We start from the raw sequence: 16,570 nt of genomic DNA on the forward strand, positions 1-16,570 counted from the left end.
TGTATTTTTATTCGCCATTAGCAGTCTCATAATGGGATGTACCCTCGATATCGATATTACTCAGGGTCGATCATCTTCCACTTCTCCGTTAGCCTTTGATTTGAATAACGTTGATTTCAGTCGAATGAAATCAACGTTATATTCGACAAGTTCTGGATTGAGTGGTGATGAAGTCGACATCAACATGGAAGAGTACATTTATCAAAGCAAGATCAGATTTAAAAATCTTCCGGCGGGTGCGGTTCTGTCTTGCGGCGGTACAACTCTTACAGATGTTCTTTATGCAGTCGATTTGAGCGGTGATGAAGACTTTGATGTGAGGTTCAATTATTGGCTTAACACCGCAAGTCCCTGGTCAACGCTCGAAAATAGATCCTTCACTTGTTCGTATGAACTTAACGGCCAAACTTCTTCTGAAATATCTTTCAACATCAGTTTAAAAGAATCAGACATCGTGATGATTTCAAATGCGCCGTACACTGGAGTTGAGTCACACTCTTACTTTCGTCTCACTGGTGCGTTTGATTCCGGTCGTTATATTCTCTTCGAGTCATCACTTGCGGATCTGGTTCCGGGAGATACAAATTCAACTAAAGATATTTTCCTATTAGACACGCAGACAAATACAACAAGTCGAATTTCGGTTTCTACAGCCGGTGTGGAAGGAAATGGTGAGTCTGTTGGAGGCGCAGCCAGTCTCGACGGTCGATATGTTGTGTTTAATTCTTATGCGACGAATCTTGTTGCTGGTGATGTAAATGGTTTTAGCGACATCTTTCTGCGTGACCGCCAGCTAGGAACGACGACAAGAATTTCTGTTGGCTTGGCGGGAGCGGAGGCTGATTCCGATTCCTTTGCTCCGTCAATCTCAATGGATGGCCGTTATGTCGTATTTGTGTCTTATGCCTCAAATCTGGTTGCAGGTGACAGCAATGGCAGTGGCGACGTCTTTCGCTTAGATCTGCAGTCGGGTGTGATCACGTTGGTCTCGCAAAGTACGGCGGGAGTCCAAAGTAATAGCTCAGCGGGCGAGTCGAGTATCAGCAATAATGGTCAATTTGTTGTCTTTAGTTCTGATGCAAATAACCTCGTTGCGGGTGATACCAACAATCAACAAGATATTTTTGTAAGAGACATGGTCGCAAACACCACGACACGAGTTTCTGTGACAACTGCTGGTGTTCAAGCAAATGGATATTCTATGACTCCCACTATAAGTGGTGATGGCCGCTATGTTGCTTGGGAAGCGGGTGCCACAAACCTTGTTGCTGGAGATACAAATGGTGGTAACGATATCTTTCTTCGCGATCTTCAGGCGGGAACAACGACATTAGTTTCAAAAAGTTCTGCGGGTGTAATTGGTAACGGCTACTCGTTTTCTCCAAAAATTAGTAAAGACGGAAATTTTGTCAGTTTTGCTTCGCACTCTACGAATCTTGTCGCTGGCGATACCAATACTAGATCCGATCTTTTCGTTTATGATATTCAGGCGGCGACAACGTCGAGAGCAAACCAAGGTTTATCAGGTACTGAATCAAACGAGCATATTCGCGATCCTATGATAAGTTCGTCGGGACGATATGTGGCGTTTGCATCCGTAGCTAACAACCTCGTGATTGGAGACACGAATCAAAGCGAAGATATCTTTGTTATCGACAGAGATACCGGCGTAACCTCTCGTTTTACGCAAACAGTTCAAGGTGCCATTGCTGACAGCGATGCGGAACACTCGAGTATAAGCGATGACGGCCGTTTCATTGCTTTCGACGCTGATTCATCAAACCTTGTGACGGGTGATACAAATGGTTCCTCCGATGTTTTTGTGCATGATCGAGGCACTGGCGTCACGATTCGCGCTTCGGTCAGTTCTGCGGGAGTTGAAGGCAACGCAAATTCACAAGAGCCTCAGATCAGCGGCAACGGCCGCTACGTTGTGTTTATGTCTTATGCTTCGAACTTAGTGGCAGGAGATACAAACGGACTCTCCGATGTCTTCGTGCATGATTTGCAAACAAGCACGACTATTCGAGCCTCCGTGGGAGCTTCTGGCGTTGAAGCAAACCAAGGTGCCTCGGGCGGTGCGATCAGCGATGACGGTCGATATGTCGTTTTTCATTCGAGTTCTACGAACCTAGTTGCGGGTGACACGAATGGAACATCGGACGCGTTTGTGCGCGACCTTCAATTGGGCGTTACCACTCGAGTCTCAGTGGGGCCTGCAGGCTTACAAGCGAACGGCGGATCTACCGATGGATCAATTAGTTCGGATGGGCAAGTCATTGCATTCACATCCGACGCAACTAATTTAGTTGGCGGTGATACAAATGCCAGATCAGATGTTTTCGTTCATGACATCGGAACGGCCACCACGACTCGAGTTTCAGTCAGCACAGGTGGGACTGAAGGTAACGATATATCAGAAGCAGGTAAGGTGAGCGGCAATGGCCGATACGTTGTATTCAATTCTCATGCGAATACTCTTGTAGCCGGAGACACAAATGCATCTCGTGACGTCTTCGTACATGACTTGCAAACCGGGATTACAACTCGTGAGTCTCTGAATTCCTCAGGTGGTGAGGGCAATGGAAGTTCCTATTTTCCATCAATCAGTGACGATGGGATGAGAGTTGTCTTCTATAGTGAAGCCGATGATTTGGTCTCTGGGGACACAAACTCTCAGGAGGATGTGTTTATTCGCGATCGGGTCAGTGGGAACACGGTTCGTCTGTCGACAAACGCATTAGGCATGCAAAGCAATGATGATTCATTCCAAACGGCGATTAGCGGAGATGGTCGTTACGTGTCGTTTACATCATGGGCGACGAACCTTACAGCCGGCAACATCTATGAAGTCGGCTGCATATTCGTGAAAAAAGTCCCGTTCTAAATCAGGGAGAGCTTAAAGGCCCAAGACCCAGTTTTTGTTTTCGCAAAGGACCTGAGCATGATGTTCGATGTGGGATTCAATGAACGTCGAAATAAAATAGTAACTGTGGTCGTAACCTTCTCTGTAGTTCAATTTCAAGGCTTGGCCTTTTGAACGACAGGCTTCTTCAAAATTTTCAGGTAATAATTGTTTTTTCTCGTAGAACTCGTCCTTGGTGCCTTGATCAATCAAGATCGCATGGAGATGAGTCTTGCCATTGTTGACAAGAACTGTGGCGTCGTAATTCTGCCAAGCCGATTGCTCAGCGCCCAGATAGCCAGGCAAAGCTTTCTGACCCCAAGGACATTGAGTTGGATTCGTGATTGGAGAAAACGCAGAAACTGATTGGAATACTTGCGGATTGCGCAAACCGATCACCAAAGCCCCATGTCCACCCATGGAGTGGCCCATGATAGATATTTTATCACCAGGAACTTTGAAATGCTGTTGCAGCAATTGCGGAAGTTCAGAAGCCACGTAAGTGTACATCTGATAGTGATCCGCATATCCAGGAACAGTCGCGTTCACGTAAAAGCTCGCACCCGAACCAAAATCATAGCTGTCGTGTTCACCAGGTAATTGCAAACCGCGAGGGGATGTATCAGGACAAATCACCATAAGACCCGCACGCTCAAGATATTTTTGTGCGCCAGCTTTGGTGATAAAATTTTCGTCGGTACAAGTCAGACCAGAAAGCCACACAATGCAGCCATTTACTTTTCCCGTAGGAATAAATGTAGAAAACTTCATTTTAGTTTTGGTAGATGAAGAATCATGTTCCCAAAATTGAGTGAGTCCATTGAACGTCTTGTGTGATTTTAGTAGTTGTACCGACATTTTATCTCCTGCTGTTACATCTTAATGACGGAACGAATGCTTTTACCTTCATGCATATAATCAAATGCTTTGTTGATGTCTTCAAGTGGCATTGTGAAAGTGACCATATCGTCGATATTGATTGTGCCTGACATATATTGATCAACATAGCCTGGTAACTCTGTACGACCTTTCACACCGCCGAATGCAGAACCTTTCCATACACGGCCTGTGACCAATTGGAATGGACGAGTTGAAATTTCCTGTCCGGCACCGGCAACACCGATAATGATCGATTGACCCCAGCCGCGGTGAGCACACTCAAGAGCTGCTCTCATAAGCGAAGTATTGCCTACGCACTCAAATGAATAATCAACGCCCCATTCAGTCATTTCAACGATGACTTGTTGAATAGGTTTGTCGTGTTTTTTCGGATTTACGAAATCAGTCGCGCCAAATTTTTGCGCCATTTCCCATTTCGCATCGTTGATGTCGACGGCGATAATGCGTGAAGCCCCGGCCATCTTTGCGCCTTGGATCACTGACAAACCAATGCCACCCAAACCAAATACGGCGACGGTCGAACCTTTTTCAACTTTTGCTGTATTTAAAACAGCACCGATACCAGTTGTTACTCCACAACCAAGCAAGCAGATTTTTTCTAATGGCGCCGCCGGATTTACTTTCGCCAACGCGATCTCAGGAACCACAGTGTATTCCGAGAAAGTCGAGCAGCCCATGTAGTGATGGATCATTTTTCCGTCTTTAGAAAAACGAGATGTTCCATCCGGCATCAAGCCTTTTCCTTGTGTCGCGCGGATGCGCACGCAGAGATTTGTTTTTCCAGACAAACAGAACTTACATTCACGGCACTCAGGAGTGTAAAGGGGAATCACGTGATCGCCTTTTTTCAGTGTTGTGACACCTTCACCGACCTCTTCAACAATGCCGCCACCTTCATGTCCAAGAATCACGGGGAAAAGTCCCTCAGGATCCGCACCCGACAATGTAAAGGCATCAGTATGGCAAACGCCAGTAGCCACGATTTTAACCAGGACTTCGCCTTTTTTCGGCCCTTCTAGATCAACTTCCTCAATAGAGAGAGGGGCTCCGGCTTTCCACGCAACAGCGGCTTTGACTTTCATAGTGACTCCTTAAGTTTCAGAATAGTGAACCACAAATTATAGCATAGCGGCTTTCATTGACTAGGCACTGGCGGGAACAATAGTGTTTCCAAATGGAAACAATCAAATCATTACAGGGAATCATTGCGTTCGTGAATGTGGCTGAAACAGGGACGTTCTCAAAAGCCGCCGTACAGCTAGGCGTCTCCAAATCACACGTAAGCAAGGTCATAAGTCAGCTTGAAAAGGATTTGGGAATCTCACTTTTTTTGCGCTCCACTCGCAAGATTCAGCTGACGAATTTAGGGGAGCGTTATCTAGAAACGTGCCGCCACGCACTTGAGAATCTCGATGCTGCTAAAAGAGAGATTCTTGATCTCTCTGAAACGCCCCGAGGTACATTGCGAGTCACATTAGCCGGAATTTTTGGCGAAGAATACATTGCACCGGTTCTTATAGAGATGGCAAAAAAATATCCCGATCTTCGAGTGGAACTGGATTTTAGTTCGCGCATTGTGGACCTTATTGCGGAAAAGTTCGATGTCGCAATTCGTATCGGCCACCTGCAGGACTCAACGCTTATGGCCCAGAAGGTAGCATCACGTGTTGAATACGTCGTGTGCACGAAAGGCTATTTGGCTCACGCGCCCCCTTTGAAAGAGCCAGCGGATCTTTATGCGCACAACTGTATCGGTGAACGCCTTTCGTGGAGTTTTAAAAAGCGAGGCCAGCCTATTCGTGTGTCGGTGAACGGAAATCTCAAGAGTAATAATCCGCGAGTCATTCAGAAGGCGGCCCTTGCTGGTTTAGGTATCGCCCGGCTGCCGGGCTCCTATGTTTTTGAGGAAATAAAAAGAGGCCGTTTGATATCTGTTCTAGAGAATTATGGCGAAGGAAAAAAAGATATCTGGGTAGTCACTCCTGCTCGGCGCACGCAAAACGTGAATGTAAAGATGTTCATTCAAGAACTGAAAAAATATCTTTCAAATGATTACGCCGATGTTGTCTTTTAGTCGTGAGTTGAGGGTTTAATTCCTTTCAACAGAATTGTCTGATTTAGCTTTGGCACTGTAACGGGAATACCCAGATGATCCCGAATACGATTGGCAAGTTCAGCCGAAGCAGAAGGCTCACCATGGACCAGGAAAACTTGCTGAGGCTTTTGCGCGGCCTGCGCGAGCCAAGCCAAGAGTTCCTTCTGATCAGCGTGGGCTGAAAATGCATCTGATTGTACGACTTTGGCTTTAATCGGAATATACTGTCCGTGAACCTTGAGTTCGGTACATCCATTCGCCAGTGCCCAGCCGCGGGTTCCCGCGCCTTGAAAACCTGCTAGCAGAATTATATTTTTTGGATCTCCACCAAAAGATTCCAAGTGATAGAGAACGCGACCACCGGTCAACATTCCGCTGGCGGCGATGATCACCATAGGACCTTGCCGCTCATTCAATGCTTTTGAGTCTTGAGAAGTTTCAACGAAATTTATTTCTTCGAGTATACTCTGCATTTCATCAGCAGATATTTTCAAGCTATCTGAATGTTGTTTGTAAAGAGCGGTAATTTTTTGACCCATCGGTGTGTTGAGATAGATCGGGATCTCTTTGGGAATTTCTCTATTTTTTCTGAGGGTCACAAGTTCGTACATTAAATTCTGAGCGCGGCCAATGGCAAAAGCTGGTATCAACAAAATACTTTTTTTATTAAAAGCTTCAAGAACAAGATCGCGAAGAAGTTCACTTGTACTTTCATTCTTATGCACTCGGTCTCCGTAGGTCGATTCCATAACAATCGCATCACTCAATACTGGAGCCTCCGGTACCGGCATCAGCGGATCATTTGGTCTTCCGATGTCTCCAGAAAATAAAACGCGAGAACCTTCGTTCTTAATGAGCACGGAAGCTGCTCCCAAGATATGGCCTGCTTTTTCAAAACGAAAAATAACATCTTCGAACTCAAAATCAGATTGCAGGTCCAAACCTATAAATTGAGGCAAGGTTTTTTCCACATCTGCACTGTCATAAAGTGGAAGAGCAGGTTTGTGTTTAGAATAGCCATGTTTATTAGCGAAGTTTGCTTCTTCTTCTTGGATCTTTGCTGCGTCTTCCAAGACGATCTTGGTCACTTCGACAGTGGCCGCCGTGGCGAAGATGGGCCCTTTAAATCCTTGCTTTATCAAGCGTGGCAAATAGCCAGAGTGATCTAGGTGAGCGTGAGTCAAAACGACAGCGTCGATGTTCGCGGGTTTTATTGGAAGTGGCTCCCAATTCATGAGTCGAAACTCTTTGAGTCCTTGAAACATTCCGCAATCGACGAGAATTTGAAGTTTTTTGGTACGAACTAGAAACTTGGAGCCAGTAACTGTTCCTGCGGCGCCTAAAAACACAAGTTCCATTTGCCTTAACCTTTCTTTAAGAAAACAACCCGAATATCTGCGGTGAAGACTTTCTGGAAGAGCTTATCATCGGAATAATCAGATACCAATCGAACATATCAAGTATCAAAAAGCTGCTGTGCGTTTAGGAGAACCTTAAATAATCGAGCTGATTTATGATCCTTTGGTTGCGCGAACAATGATCACGGGGCACGGTGACACCCGGCAGGCTTCGCGAGCGGAACTACCGAAAAAAGCCGTTAGTAGCTTATTCCGAGCGTGGGTACCCATGACGAGAAAGTCGTAGTTGTTCTCAACGATATCAGGAATAATTTTTTTAAGAGGAGATTCCTTCTCTGAAAAAAGACTTCTCGTGGAGACACCTTCTTTTTGAAATTGGTTTTGTCGTTTTTGAAGTTCTTTTCGCGACCAGGATTTGAGATCTTCGATTTGTGCATCGATGTCGTAAATTGGGAAACGGCTTGAGTAAGCGAGATTCTTTAGATGCAACGCTGTCTCGCCGACAGCATGAAAGAGAGTCACCTGGGCTCCCCAGGCTTTTGCAAAGTGTTTTGCGTACTCTTCACAAGGTAGACTCGCTCCGCTTAAATCAGTCAGGACTAATATTCGAAGAGATTTTTTTCCTTTCATAAAAGAAGTTTCTTTGCTGTTTGGACCAACGACGACGATCGGGTTTGTCGCCCTACGCAACACTTCTTCCGCAACACTTCCAAGTACAAACTTGCTCAATCCGCGCAAACCTTTTGTTCCCATAACAGTGAGATAAGGCTGCATGCCTCGATTCCATTTCAGAATTTTTTCGACGGGGAGTCCTGAGTCGAAATGCAATGTCCACGGAATTTTTGTTGCAGCGAGGTCTTCGTTGAGTTCGGAGATGAGCAGAGGATTGCGCTTTTCCAATGGCGGTATGCGTGTTCGTTTGCGTAAATTTTCAGGAAGGTCCTCGATATAAAGAAAATGCGCTTCGGCTTTCAGAGTTTTTGCAAGCTGAGCGGTCAGCGTGTGAAGCGCTCGAGAACGTTCATTAGCTCCACCGTTACGCTTGCTAATATCATCAATCAGAAGAATTTTTTTAGTAGGCATAGAAACTTCCTTCGCTTTATTTTTGCCGAAAGTTTCTATGCTTTAAAGATGTTTGGCGACAACTTAGGACTTAACGAGTCCAGTGTTTTTCCATCGCTTTGTAATACTGGTCGGGAGCTTCAATAAATGGCAAATGCCCCAGGCCAGGCAGCTCCACCAGAGTTGATTTGGGAATAAGATTAGCCACTGCTTTTCCCATTTTCGGATAGTCGCCCATCTTTGATTTCATATTTTCAGGTGCCCAGGCCTTACCAATAGCTGTGCGATCCCGCTGACCAATCACCAGAATAACCGGCATCTTCAAATTTTTGAATTCATAATAAACCGGCTGCGTGAAAACCATGTCGGATGTAAGCGCCGCCGTCCAAGCGATGATCTCGCGGTCCGGGCCTTCCACCCAACCTACTAGAGGCGACATCCAGCGGTCGTATTCAGGTTTCCATTTGTTATCATAGTAAAAATCGAGCTGATATTTTTTGATCTTCTCAGCCGTTGTTGCCATTTCATTTTTAAACTGCTCATCGACGTTGCGATAAGAAGTCATGGTTTTCCAATCCTCAAGTCCGATTGGATTTACTAAGAATAGTTTTTTCACCTCATCGGGATACATCAAACTCATGCGGGTTGCGAGCATTCCACCCATCGAGTGACCAAGAAGTTGATACTGTTTGATTTCAAGTTTCTGTAAAAGTGCGTGCGTGTTCTCGGCAAGTGTTTGAAAGCTATATTGATAACTTTGTGGTTTTGTGGACTTCCCGAATCCGATCTGATCAGGAATAATCACGCGATAGCCTTTTTTAGCTAAGATGGTTGCCATCTCTTCAAAATAAGCACCGTTAAAATTCTTTCCGTGTAGCAAAACGATGTTCTCTTTATGGGTTCCAACTGCTGGAACATCCATATAGACCATCGTTAACGAATTCTTTTGGGACTCAAAGGAATGCTTTTGAATCGGGAAGGGATAAGGGTATTCACTCAACTCTTTATCAAAACCTTTTGCGAAAGTGTGCGATCCAAAAGCCAGAACTAGAATGAAAACAGATAGTAGACGCATCTCAGAAAACCTCCCGTCGAAAAACTAGAATGACACACAGAAATACCAGTGCCTAGGCAAGGTTTTGAAAAATTTATGTGATTGTTGATTAGTTACACAATGGGGGAAATATTCTCCACTTTCTCGATGGTAATGTTACAAAACGCGCCGATAAAGCGCCGGAAAATGTTAGCCCAGCGTAGTTTTTTCACAGTACTTGGAGGTGCGCGGTGAAGTCATTGAGAGTTGTTTTCTTTTTTGCGATGGCACTTGTGATGTGCTCTGTATCTGATGCTCTTGCGGAAACAAAAGCGGAATTCGAAGCGCGCATCATGACAGAAGATTCTTACGAAGCACCACGCGGTGTTTTGTTTGACGAAGAAGCTTACTTCCGTGGTGAAACACCACTAAATGAATTCGTAAACGTGATCGTTATTAACAAAGCGGCACGTGGCCCTGACGCTCAAACTTTGCGTCTTTATACAAATCGCCAATTGCGTTTAACGACAAAAATTTCCTCTGGTCGCGAAGACGTTGAACACATCGGTGTTTTCCGTGGCATCATCAACGGTATCTTCAAAGGTACAACTGAATCTCACTGGAGACACACGACTCGTGGTTTCTATACAATCAAACGCGTTCACGGTTACAACTACCGCTCTGGCGAATCTAAATTCCACATGCCATACGCGATGTTCTTTAACGAAAAGCGCGGTTTAGCTGTGCATCAAGTTCCACCAGATCTTTCTGGCGGTGAAGCAGCAGGCGAAGCACAACTTGGTAAGCGTGCTTCTTCTGGCTGCGTTCGTGTTCACAAATCTCGTATCCTTGATATCCACAGCGCAGTAACTGCTGCTGATAAAGGTTTGGTCCCAGTTATTGACACTCGCACGGGTCGTCATTTGGTAGACCGCGACGGCCGCCCTCGTTATGAGAAAGGCTTCCGTTCTATTGTTATCGTAGAAGAGTACTAAATCTTGCTCTCTGGGGAGGGACCTGTTAGGAATCTCCCCATGAACTTACTAGAGCTTGTCCAAATCCCTGATGAAAAGCGTGACCCTCAATGGGAAATCGACTTTTTCATGTCGATCACTTCTGGCAAATTGAAACTTCTCCACGAGGCTCCGCAAACGGGACCGGATGGATGGCCTTACATGTTGGCGGCCACTTCTGAAGACGCCACAGAGCCTGCAAACAAGATCATGCAGTGGGCAGCTACTAAAGGCATCGGCATTGCCGTTAATCCTCACAAAGATTATCCAGATTATGTTTTCACTTACGGGATGCTTTGGCATTTCAAGGAAACAGGTTTGTTCTATAAAACTGCTGACGAAGTTCCTGTCGGCACGCTTGAGATGAGCGAAGGACAAAAGCTTCACGCCGGTCCTCCAGCACCTCATTACTTGCCACAATACGTGCGCAATATTTTAAAAGAATTTTTCCGCGACCAAGGTATCTTGCAACCACGCATTTTGGTGATGAGCACAGATCGCAAAAATTATGATTTGGCTATTTCACTTGAGTCTTTGAAGAACCCGCCGACGAAGGAACATCAGGGAATTGCAGAGGCGATCAGTTGGTTCCTGCCTCCGCATTATTCTTTGGTATTGGTGTCAGAAAAAGGTCTGCCACCATTCGTAGAGCTTTAATTAATCTAATTCACCGGGAGCTGGGAGAAGGTCCATCAGGCATTCTCTCCAGTACTCGGGAGCATCATCGCTATAGTCCACAGCAATGTGGAAACCTTTTTTACCCGTCAATTGGGTGCGCGTAATCACTCCTGAGATTTCGATATTCAACTCTTCCAAATGCATGAACACGCGATCTCCAACCAGAACATCCAAGTTCAGGTTTTTTCGTAACTGCGCGGGGATCAAGTCTTCGCGACGAACTAGCATCAACAATCCTGATGATGAAGCTTCAACGATCTCACAGTTTTTTGCGATCTTCGCAAAATCATCTAGTGAAGTGAGATACGACACATGAATGGGAGAGACTTCTTTCCTTGGAGCCACTCGACGATTGCTATTTGGACTTCCCATAACTAACCCTCTCTTCAACAACTCAGAACAATTCATTCAGTTAAGAAACTTTTCGGCAGGACTCGACCAAAGTTAAGAGGGAAATACAAAAAATGCGTAAGTGTAAGGTGAAAACGAAGCTAGAAGGCCTAAGCCATTTTGTGGAGCTGAAAGTTCAGCGAAATTAAAAATCTTAAACGTCTCAAGCTGAGAATCAATTTTTTGCCAATCCCCTATAGTAATCTTGGAAACGACCGGGGGTTGGGTAAAGTCACGAAGAGCCTTAAATGCCGCTTCTTTCGCACACCAGAGAGCAGCAGGCGAGGGAGCTGCCTTCACCTCTTCTTCGCGCGAGATGCGCGCGACTGTGGCAGGTGTGACTCGTCTTGAGACTTCGATATCAACACCCACAGAAGACGAGTTGATGGCGACAAGCCCCATGCCTTGCGTGTGAGAAATCGATAATTTTGTGTCAGGAGAAATTTTAAGAACAGAAACAAAAGAGCGAATCAGTTCGCGGTGACTTTCATTCTGTGCGCCCCATTCAGGACGCGTGAAGATTTGCAAATCCGGCGCAGATAAAATCTTTTTAAAAGTTTCTATCTGCGCAGGTGTCATTACAGAGAAAACTCCGAAGGCCAAGTCACAGGTTTGCCACTTGTGATGGCCATCATGCGATCCAAAGATGTTTGCGCTTTTGAGCGCAGGTCTTCAGGCAATGTAATTTCCGGTTTTAAAGTCTCTAAAGCATGTTTGATCTTCTCAAGAGAATTCATTTTCATGTAAGGGCAGTCGTTACATTTGCAACCTTCATCGACAACCGGAGCTTGGATGAACTCAGCATCGGGACGAAGTTTTTGCATTTGATGGAAAATACCCGTTTCAGTTGCGACGATAAATTTCTTATGCGGATGTTTCGTTACTGATTCAAGTAAGTGAGAAGTTGAGCCAATCACTTGAGCGTAAGCCAATACCGAAGCATCACACTCAGGATGCGCCAGAACCAACGCATCTGGATTTTCTCTGATCAGATCAGTCAGGCGTTTGGCGTTAAAGAGCACATGCACTTCACAAGCTCCCGGCCAGTATTCAAATTCACGGCCAAGTTTTTTAGACAACCAACGACCCAAGTGTTGATCCGGCCCGAAAAGGATTTTGCGATCTTTCGGGATCGACTCAATAATTTGCTGCGCATTTGAAGACGTGATGATCACATCAGAGATGGTTTTTACTTCCGCACTGGAATTGATGTAAGTCACCGCGATGCCATCAGGATGCTGACGACGCCAAGCTAAGTAGTCTTTGTAAGGAGCACCCTTCACCAAAGAACAAGAGGCCTGCATTTCAGGAACCAAAACAGTTTTCTCAGGATTCATGATCTTTACAGATTCAGCCATGAACACAACACCAGCCAAAAGAATCACCTTCTCCTGAACTTGTTGGCCCATCTTCGCTAAATAGAAACTATCACCGATATAGTCGGCAATATCTTGAATCTCACCATCTTGATAGTAGTGAGCCAGGATGACGGCATCCTTTTCTTTTTTAAGACGCTGAATCTCTGCAACTATTGTTGAGTTCGCCATTTTCATAAACCTCACTCAGTACGTCAGTATAGCACGGACAAAACCTGAGAAGGCTCATATAGCACAGGCCCAAAGCTCGGGGCAAGTAGGGGGAAACGACTACAGAGTCGCGCCACCTTTTAGGACATTGATGATGGATTTAGAAACGGTTTTAAGCGATTCGAAGACGCCTTTACCTTCAGATGCACAGCCTTCGATTTCAGGAGCATTGAAAGGATTTAGAGCGCTACGAAGCTCTGCTAAAGAAGCCACATTTGGAAGATCACGCTTGTTGTACTGCATGATCAAAGGAATCTCTTTAATGTCATAACCTTGTTGTTCAAGGTTGATCTGAAGATTTCTCAAAGACTCAAGGTTCTCTTCCATACGCTCGATTTGAGAGTCGGCAACGAAGATCACGCCATCAAGGCCTTTCAGAATCAACTTACGAGAAGCATCGTAAACCACTTGGCCCGGAACCGTATACAGGTGGAAACGAGTTTTAAAACCACGGATATCGCCCACGTTCAGTGGCAAGAAGTCAAAGAACAGTGTTCTTTCGATATCAGTGTTCAAAGCAACGAGCTTTGATTTTTGGTCATCAGCAGTTTTTTGGTAAACCCATTGGAGGTTCGTGGTCTTTCCGCCCAAAGAGGGGCCGTAGTAAACGACCTTACAATGAATCTCTTTAGCGTTATAATTAATGAAAGACATTACAGCTCCACTCTATTTTGCAGGGCACGACCCATAGTTCTATCATCTATGAAATCGATGTCGCTGCCAATAGGAACTCCATGGGCAATGCGAGATAATTTCAATCCTTTGCCCTGAAGTTGCTTCGCTAAGTATAAAATAGTCGTATCTCCCTCAAGATCAGCATCAAGGGCCAGGATAATTTCCTTAATCTGAGGACCATTTCCTTCTAAACCCGCATCAACACGGTCTAAAAGATCCTGAATCTTCAAATCTTTCGGTCCAATACCTTCAAGAGGAGAAATCGCACCATGAAGAACATGATAACGACCGCGGAAAGCACCTGAAGACTCAATTCGCATGATGTCTGAAGGTTCTTCGACGATACAAAGAGAATCATCGCTGCGATGAGGATCCACACAGTAACGGCAGAAATCTGCGTCTGTGTAGTTAAAGCAGCGAGGGCAATCGTGAACTTCAGCTTGCACTTGGGTCAATGCTTGGCCCAAGCGATCTGAATACTCATTCCCTGATTTTAAAATAAAATAAGCCAAGCGCTGAGCAGTCTTGGGCCCGATACCGGGAAGACGGCTCAACTCGTGGACTAATTTTTCAAGAGCAGGGATATTAAGCATTCTTAGAACATTCCTGGGATATTCATGCCGCCAGTGATTTTTTCCATCTCTTTAGATGAAGTATCACGTGCAGTTTTAACCGCTTCGTTAGTTGCAGAAAGGATCATATCTTGAAGCATCTCAACGTCGCCTGCTTTTAGAACTTCAGGATCAATCGTCAAAGCTGTCATCATGTGGTCGCCATTCACTTTTACTTTTACGGCGCCGCCACCAGAAGTTGCTTCGTACTCAGCTTTCGCGAGTTCTTCTTGGGCTTTCTTCATTTTCATTTGCATTTGGTTGGCTTGCTTCATCAGCTGAGCCATTCCACCAGGCATACCTTTCATGGAATACTCCTTTATTTTTTATTCAAATCTGTGATGGATTTAATCTGCCCTTGAAATGCTTCTTGAGCGGCTTTCACCATCGGGTTTGCTGCGATCTGATTGCGAATCTCGTCTTCAGCAAGTTGATGCTTTTTTTGCACCATTGCTTGGGCGGATTCACCAGTTTGATCACGGCTCATTAATACCTCAAAAGAATACCCAGGGCCCCAGTGTGAATCAATATATCCTTGCAGCTTTTTTCGCACTTGGGTGTCAGCCATCTGTTCTTTTAAAAAGACCAATTTAGCTGGAACTCCCAGGCTTAAAAGCTTCCCGTCTTCTTTCACAAACAAAAGATTTTCCACTTTTGCCGCGAAAAGGGCGTCATCATTACGAATTAATTCTACGAAATTCACCCAACGTTCCGCTGGAGTTGCGCCGACAGCAATCTGAGGACGCTTTTCTTCGACGACAGGAGCTGGTTTTGCAGGGGCTTCGGGTTTTTTAGCAGCAGGTTTAGTTTCCACAGCTGAACGCAGAGCTTCTAAACCTGAGGGAACTTCCGCTACTTTTGCCGCTTCCTGAAATCGTGGATGTCCTTTTGCAGAGGGAGTTACCGGCGGCGTGTAGTGCTGCCTGGCCCCACCTGCGCTGTGAGAGGACGCAGGTCCGTTCGCTAGCAAAGTCCGCAAATCTTGGATTTTCGGAGCAGAAGCCATACGTAGCAAAGTGACTTCAAGAACAATACGAGGATCTTGGGCGCGAGGAATATCGTTACCACCCTTAAGAGCCATGTCGAAGAGCATGTGAATATCTTCTTCTGACAAACGCGCAGACATATCTTGCAATGCTTGGATTTCAGAATCTGGCATTTCAAGCATATTCACAGCTTCACCTTCAGCGACTTTCACCAAAAGCAAATTGCGAATCATCTCAAGCAAATCTTGAGAGAAGAGATGCGGTTCAAAACCAGCCGCTGCGATTTTTTCAATTACAGCCAGAATGCCAGCCGTTGAGCGACCGATCAGAGCTTCGAGAGTATCAAACAAAAGTGCACGGTCAGTGAGACCCAAAATGTCGACAACATTTGTGCGCGTCAGAGGACCGTTGGCGAACGTAATCACTTGATCAAGCAAACTTTGTGAGTCACGCATAGATCCATCACCCTGACGAGCGATGACCCAAAGGGCTTCTTCTTCGGCTTTGACACCTTCACTGTCGCAGATGTTTTTCAAATGCTCCGTGATTTGTTTTGTCGAGATACGGCGGAAGTCAAAGCGTTGGCAACGAGACAAAATTGTTTGCGGGATTTTGTGAACCTCAGTTGTCGCCATGATAAAGATCACGTGCGCAGGTGGTTCTTCCAAAGTCTTCAACAATGCATTAAATGCACTTGTTGAAAGCATGTGAACTTCGTCGATGATGTAGATTTTGTATTTACCCGATGAAGGCATGAACGCCACTGTGTCGCGAAGTTCACGAATCGCGTCGACACCGTTGTTCGATGCTCCGTCGATTTCGATGACGTCAACACTGGCACTGGCTGCGATTTCTTTACAAGAATCACACTCGCCACAAGGAACGAAGTTTACTGCATTCGGGCAACGCAAAGCTTTCGCCAAAATACGCGCAGATGAAGTTTTTCCTGTTCCACGGGGACCCGTGAACAACAGCGCGTGAGGCAAGCGGGAGTTCTTAAGTGCATTGGAAAGCGTTTGGGTAATATGATTTTGTCCGACAACGTCAGAAAAGGATTGTGGACGCCATTTGCGTGCAATCACCTGATAAGACAAAACTCACCCCTTCAAGATTCTTCGTGCGAAGACACGAAAAAAGTGGCCGGGCGCCCCATATCGCAAAGTCCCTCGAGTACCGTTGCTTCCTTCCGGACCTAGCGGGTTTCGTCAAGAGAGCAATCGTATGGGACCCGACCACGGGCAGGTGTATCCCATGGGGGCGGTCTTTTCATTCTATAAC

At 45.6% G+C, this 16,570-nt stretch carries 16 protein-coding genes and 1 other RNA gene; 4 read left to right on the forward strand and 13 right to left on the reverse strand.

Annotated elements, in window-relative coordinates:
* Positions 1 to 124 precede the first annotated feature (124 nt).
* Positions 125 to 2,887 carry a TolB family protein gene (locus tag ACLWOR_RS07940; RefSeq protein WP_413940162.1) on the forward strand — a complete coding sequence of 921 codons (2,763 nt, stop codon included), beginning with the start codon at positions 125 to 127 and terminating at the stop codon, positions 2,885 to 2,887.
* A gap of 12 nt (positions 2,888 to 2,899) precedes the next feature.
* Here the strand turns inward: ACLWOR_RS07940 and fghA are convergent, their stop codons facing one another.
* Both fghA and ACLWOR_RS07950 read right to left on the reverse strand, forming a co-directional pair.
* Positions 2,900 to 3,763: an S-formylglutathione hydrolase gene (gene fghA, locus ACLWOR_RS07945; protein WP_413940163.1), complete on the reverse strand. Its 864-nt coding sequence runs from the start codon at positions 3,761 to 3,763 to the stop codon at positions 2,900 to 2,902.
* A gap of 14 nt (positions 3,764 to 3,777) precedes the next feature.
* Positions 3,778 to 4,887: an S-(hydroxymethyl)glutathione dehydrogenase/class III alcohol dehydrogenase gene (locus ACLWOR_RS07950; protein ID WP_413940164.1), complete on the reverse strand. Its 1,110-nt coding sequence runs from the start codon at positions 4,885 to 4,887 to the stop codon at positions 3,778 to 3,780.
* A gap of 92 nt (positions 4,888 to 4,979) precedes the next feature.
* Here ACLWOR_RS07950 and ACLWOR_RS07955 point away from each other — a divergent pair, with 92 nt between their 5' ends.
* Positions 4,980 to 5,879: a LysR substrate-binding domain-containing protein gene (locus ACLWOR_RS07955; RefSeq protein ID WP_413940165.1), complete on the forward strand. Its 900-nt coding sequence runs from the start codon at positions 4,980 to 4,982 to the stop codon at positions 5,877 to 5,879.
* Here ACLWOR_RS07955 and ACLWOR_RS07960 read toward each other — a convergent pair.
* The 3 genes from ACLWOR_RS07960 to ACLWOR_RS07970 all read right to left on the reverse strand — a co-directional run bounded on the left by ACLWOR_RS07960 (position 5,876) and on the right by ACLWOR_RS07970 (position 9,395).
* Positions 5,876 to 7,258, reverse strand: coding sequence for an MBL fold metallo-hydrolase RNA specificity domain-containing protein (locus tag ACLWOR_RS07960; protein ID WP_413940166.1), 1,383 nt, complete (start codon positions 7,256 to 7,258; stop codon positions 5,876 to 5,878). The two genes, ACLWOR_RS07955 and ACLWOR_RS07960, sit on opposite strands and share 4 nt — an antisense overlap.
* A gap of 153 nt (positions 7,259 to 7,411) precedes the next feature.
* Positions 7,412 to 8,341 carry a universal stress protein gene (locus tag ACLWOR_RS07965; RefSeq protein WP_413940167.1) on the reverse strand — a complete coding sequence of 310 codons (930 nt, stop codon included), beginning with the start codon at positions 8,339 to 8,341 and terminating at the stop codon, positions 7,412 to 7,414.
* A 70-nt stretch (positions 8,342 to 8,411) separates the two neighbouring features.
* Positions 8,412 to 9,395: an alpha/beta fold hydrolase gene (locus ACLWOR_RS07970; protein WP_413940168.1), complete on the reverse strand. Its 984-nt coding sequence runs from the start codon at positions 9,393 to 9,395 to the stop codon at positions 8,412 to 8,414.
* A 209-nt stretch (positions 9,396 to 9,604) separates the two neighbouring features.
* On the opposite strand from ACLWOR_RS07970, the gene ACLWOR_RS07975 reads away from it, so the two are divergent.
* Entirely contained in the window at positions 9,605 to 10,348 is a 744-nt protein-coding gene (locus ACLWOR_RS07975) for a L,D-transpeptidase (protein ID WP_413940169.1), read from the forward strand.
* A gap of 39 nt (positions 10,349 to 10,387) precedes the next feature.
* On the forward strand, positions 10,388 to 11,023 hold the full coding sequence (locus tag ACLWOR_RS07980; protein ID WP_413940170.1) for a hypothetical protein: 636 nt from the start codon (positions 10,388 to 10,390) through the stop codon (positions 11,021 to 11,023).
* Here the strand turns inward: ACLWOR_RS07980 and ACLWOR_RS07985 are convergent, their stop codons facing one another.
* The 8 genes from ACLWOR_RS07985 to ffs form a co-directional block, all read right to left on the reverse strand.
* Positions 11,024 to 11,416: a hypothetical protein gene (locus ACLWOR_RS07985; RefSeq protein WP_413940171.1), complete on the reverse strand. Its 393-nt coding sequence runs from the start codon at positions 11,414 to 11,416 to the stop codon at positions 11,024 to 11,026. It abuts the gene before it with no gap.
* Between the two features lie 72 nt (positions 11,417 to 11,488).
* A complete protein-coding gene (locus tag ACLWOR_RS07990; RefSeq protein WP_413940172.1) occupies positions 11,489 to 12,013 on the reverse strand; it encodes a 4'-phosphopantetheinyl transferase superfamily protein in 525 nt (174 codons plus the stop codon).
* A complete protein-coding gene (gene nadA / locus ACLWOR_RS07995; protein WP_413940173.1) occupies positions 12,013 to 12,987 on the reverse strand; it encodes a quinolinate synthase NadA in 975 nt (324 codons plus the stop codon). Before nadA ends, ACLWOR_RS07990 begins: the two co-directional genes overlap by 1 nt.
* A 93-nt stretch (positions 12,988 to 13,080) precedes the next feature.
* Positions 13,081 to 13,674: a GTP-binding protein gene (locus ACLWOR_RS08000; protein WP_413940174.1), complete on the reverse strand. Its 594-nt coding sequence runs from the start codon at positions 13,672 to 13,674 to the stop codon at positions 13,081 to 13,083.
* Positions 13,674 to 14,288 carry a recombination mediator RecR gene (gene recR, locus ACLWOR_RS08005; protein WP_413940175.1) on the reverse strand — a complete coding sequence of 205 codons (615 nt, stop codon included), beginning with the start codon at positions 14,286 to 14,288 and terminating at the stop codon, positions 13,674 to 13,676. Before recR ends, ACLWOR_RS08000 begins: the two co-directional genes overlap by 1 nt.
* A gap of 2 nt (positions 14,289 to 14,290) precedes the next feature.
* Positions 14,291 to 14,614: a YbaB/EbfC family nucleoid-associated protein gene (locus ACLWOR_RS08010; RefSeq protein WP_413940176.1), complete on the reverse strand. Its 324-nt coding sequence runs from the start codon at positions 14,612 to 14,614 to the stop codon at positions 14,291 to 14,293.
* An 11-nt stretch (positions 14,615 to 14,625) separates the two neighbouring features.
* Complete coding sequence (dnaX, locus tag ACLWOR_RS08015) at positions 14,626 to 16,386, reverse strand: DNA polymerase III subunit gamma/tau (protein ID WP_413940177.1); 1,761 nt, start codon at positions 16,384 to 16,386, stop codon at positions 14,626 to 14,628.
* Between the two features lie 41 nt (positions 16,387 to 16,427).
* Positions 16,428 to 16,526, reverse strand: an RNA gene (gene ffs / locus ACLWOR_RS08020) — signal recognition particle sRNA small type.
* Positions 16,527 to 16,570 lie beyond the last annotated feature (44 nt).

The sequence above is a fragment of the Bdellovibrio sp. HCB2-146 genome (assembly GCF_047345725.1).
GTDB lineage: Bacteria > Bdellovibrionota > Bdellovibrionia > Bdellovibrionales > Bdellovibrionaceae > Bdellovibrio.

Coding starts and splice junctions, on each gene's coding strand:
- ACLWOR_RS07940 (WP_413940162.1), top strand. CDS start 125: ATGAAATCAACGTTATATTCGACAAGTTCTGGATTGAGTGGTGATGAA.
- fghA (WP_413940163.1), bottom strand. CDS start 3,763: ATGTCGGTACAACTACTAAAATCACACAAGACGTTCAATGGACTCACT.
- ACLWOR_RS07950 (WP_413940164.1), bottom strand. CDS start 4,887: ATGAAAGTCAAAGCCGCTGTTGCGTGGAAAGCCGGAGCCCCTCTCTCT.
- ACLWOR_RS07955 (WP_413940165.1), top strand. CDS start 4,980: ATGGAAACAATCAAATCATTACAGGGAATCATTGCGTTCGTGAATGTG.
- ACLWOR_RS07960 (WP_413940166.1), bottom strand. CDS start 7,258: ATGGAACTTGTGTTTTTAGGCGCCGCAGGAACAGTTACTGGCTCCAAG.
- ACLWOR_RS07965 (WP_413940167.1), bottom strand. CDS start 8,341: ATGCCTACTAAAAAAATTCTTCTGATTGATGATATTAGCAAGCGTAAC.
- ACLWOR_RS07970 (WP_413940168.1), bottom strand. CDS start 9,395: ATGCGTCTACTATCTGTTTTCATTCTAGTTCTGGCTTTTGGATCGCAC.
- ACLWOR_RS07980 (WP_413940170.1), top strand. CDS start 10,388: ATGAACTTACTAGAGCTTGTCCAAATCCCTGATGAAAAGCGTGACCCT.
- ACLWOR_RS07985 (WP_413940171.1), bottom strand. CDS start 11,416: ATGGGAAGTCCAAATAGCAATCGTCGAGTGGCTCCAAGGAAAGAAGTC.
- ACLWOR_RS07990 (WP_413940172.1), bottom strand. CDS start 12,013: ATGACACCTGCGCAGATAGAAACTTTTAAAAAGATTTTATCTGCGCCG.
- nadA (WP_413940173.1), bottom strand. CDS start 12,987: ATGAAAATGGCGAACTCAACAATAGTTGCAGAGATTCAGCGTCTTAAA.
- ACLWOR_RS08000 (WP_413940174.1), bottom strand. CDS start 13,674: ATGTCTTTCATTAATTATAACGCTAAAGAGATTCATTGTAAGGTCGTT.
- recR (WP_413940175.1), bottom strand. CDS start 14,288: ATGCTTAATATCCCTGCTCTTGAAAAATTAGTCCACGAGTTGAGCCGT.
- ACLWOR_RS08010 (WP_413940176.1), bottom strand. CDS start 14,614: ATGAAAGGTATGCCTGGTGGAATGGCTCAGCTGATGAAGCAAGCCAAC.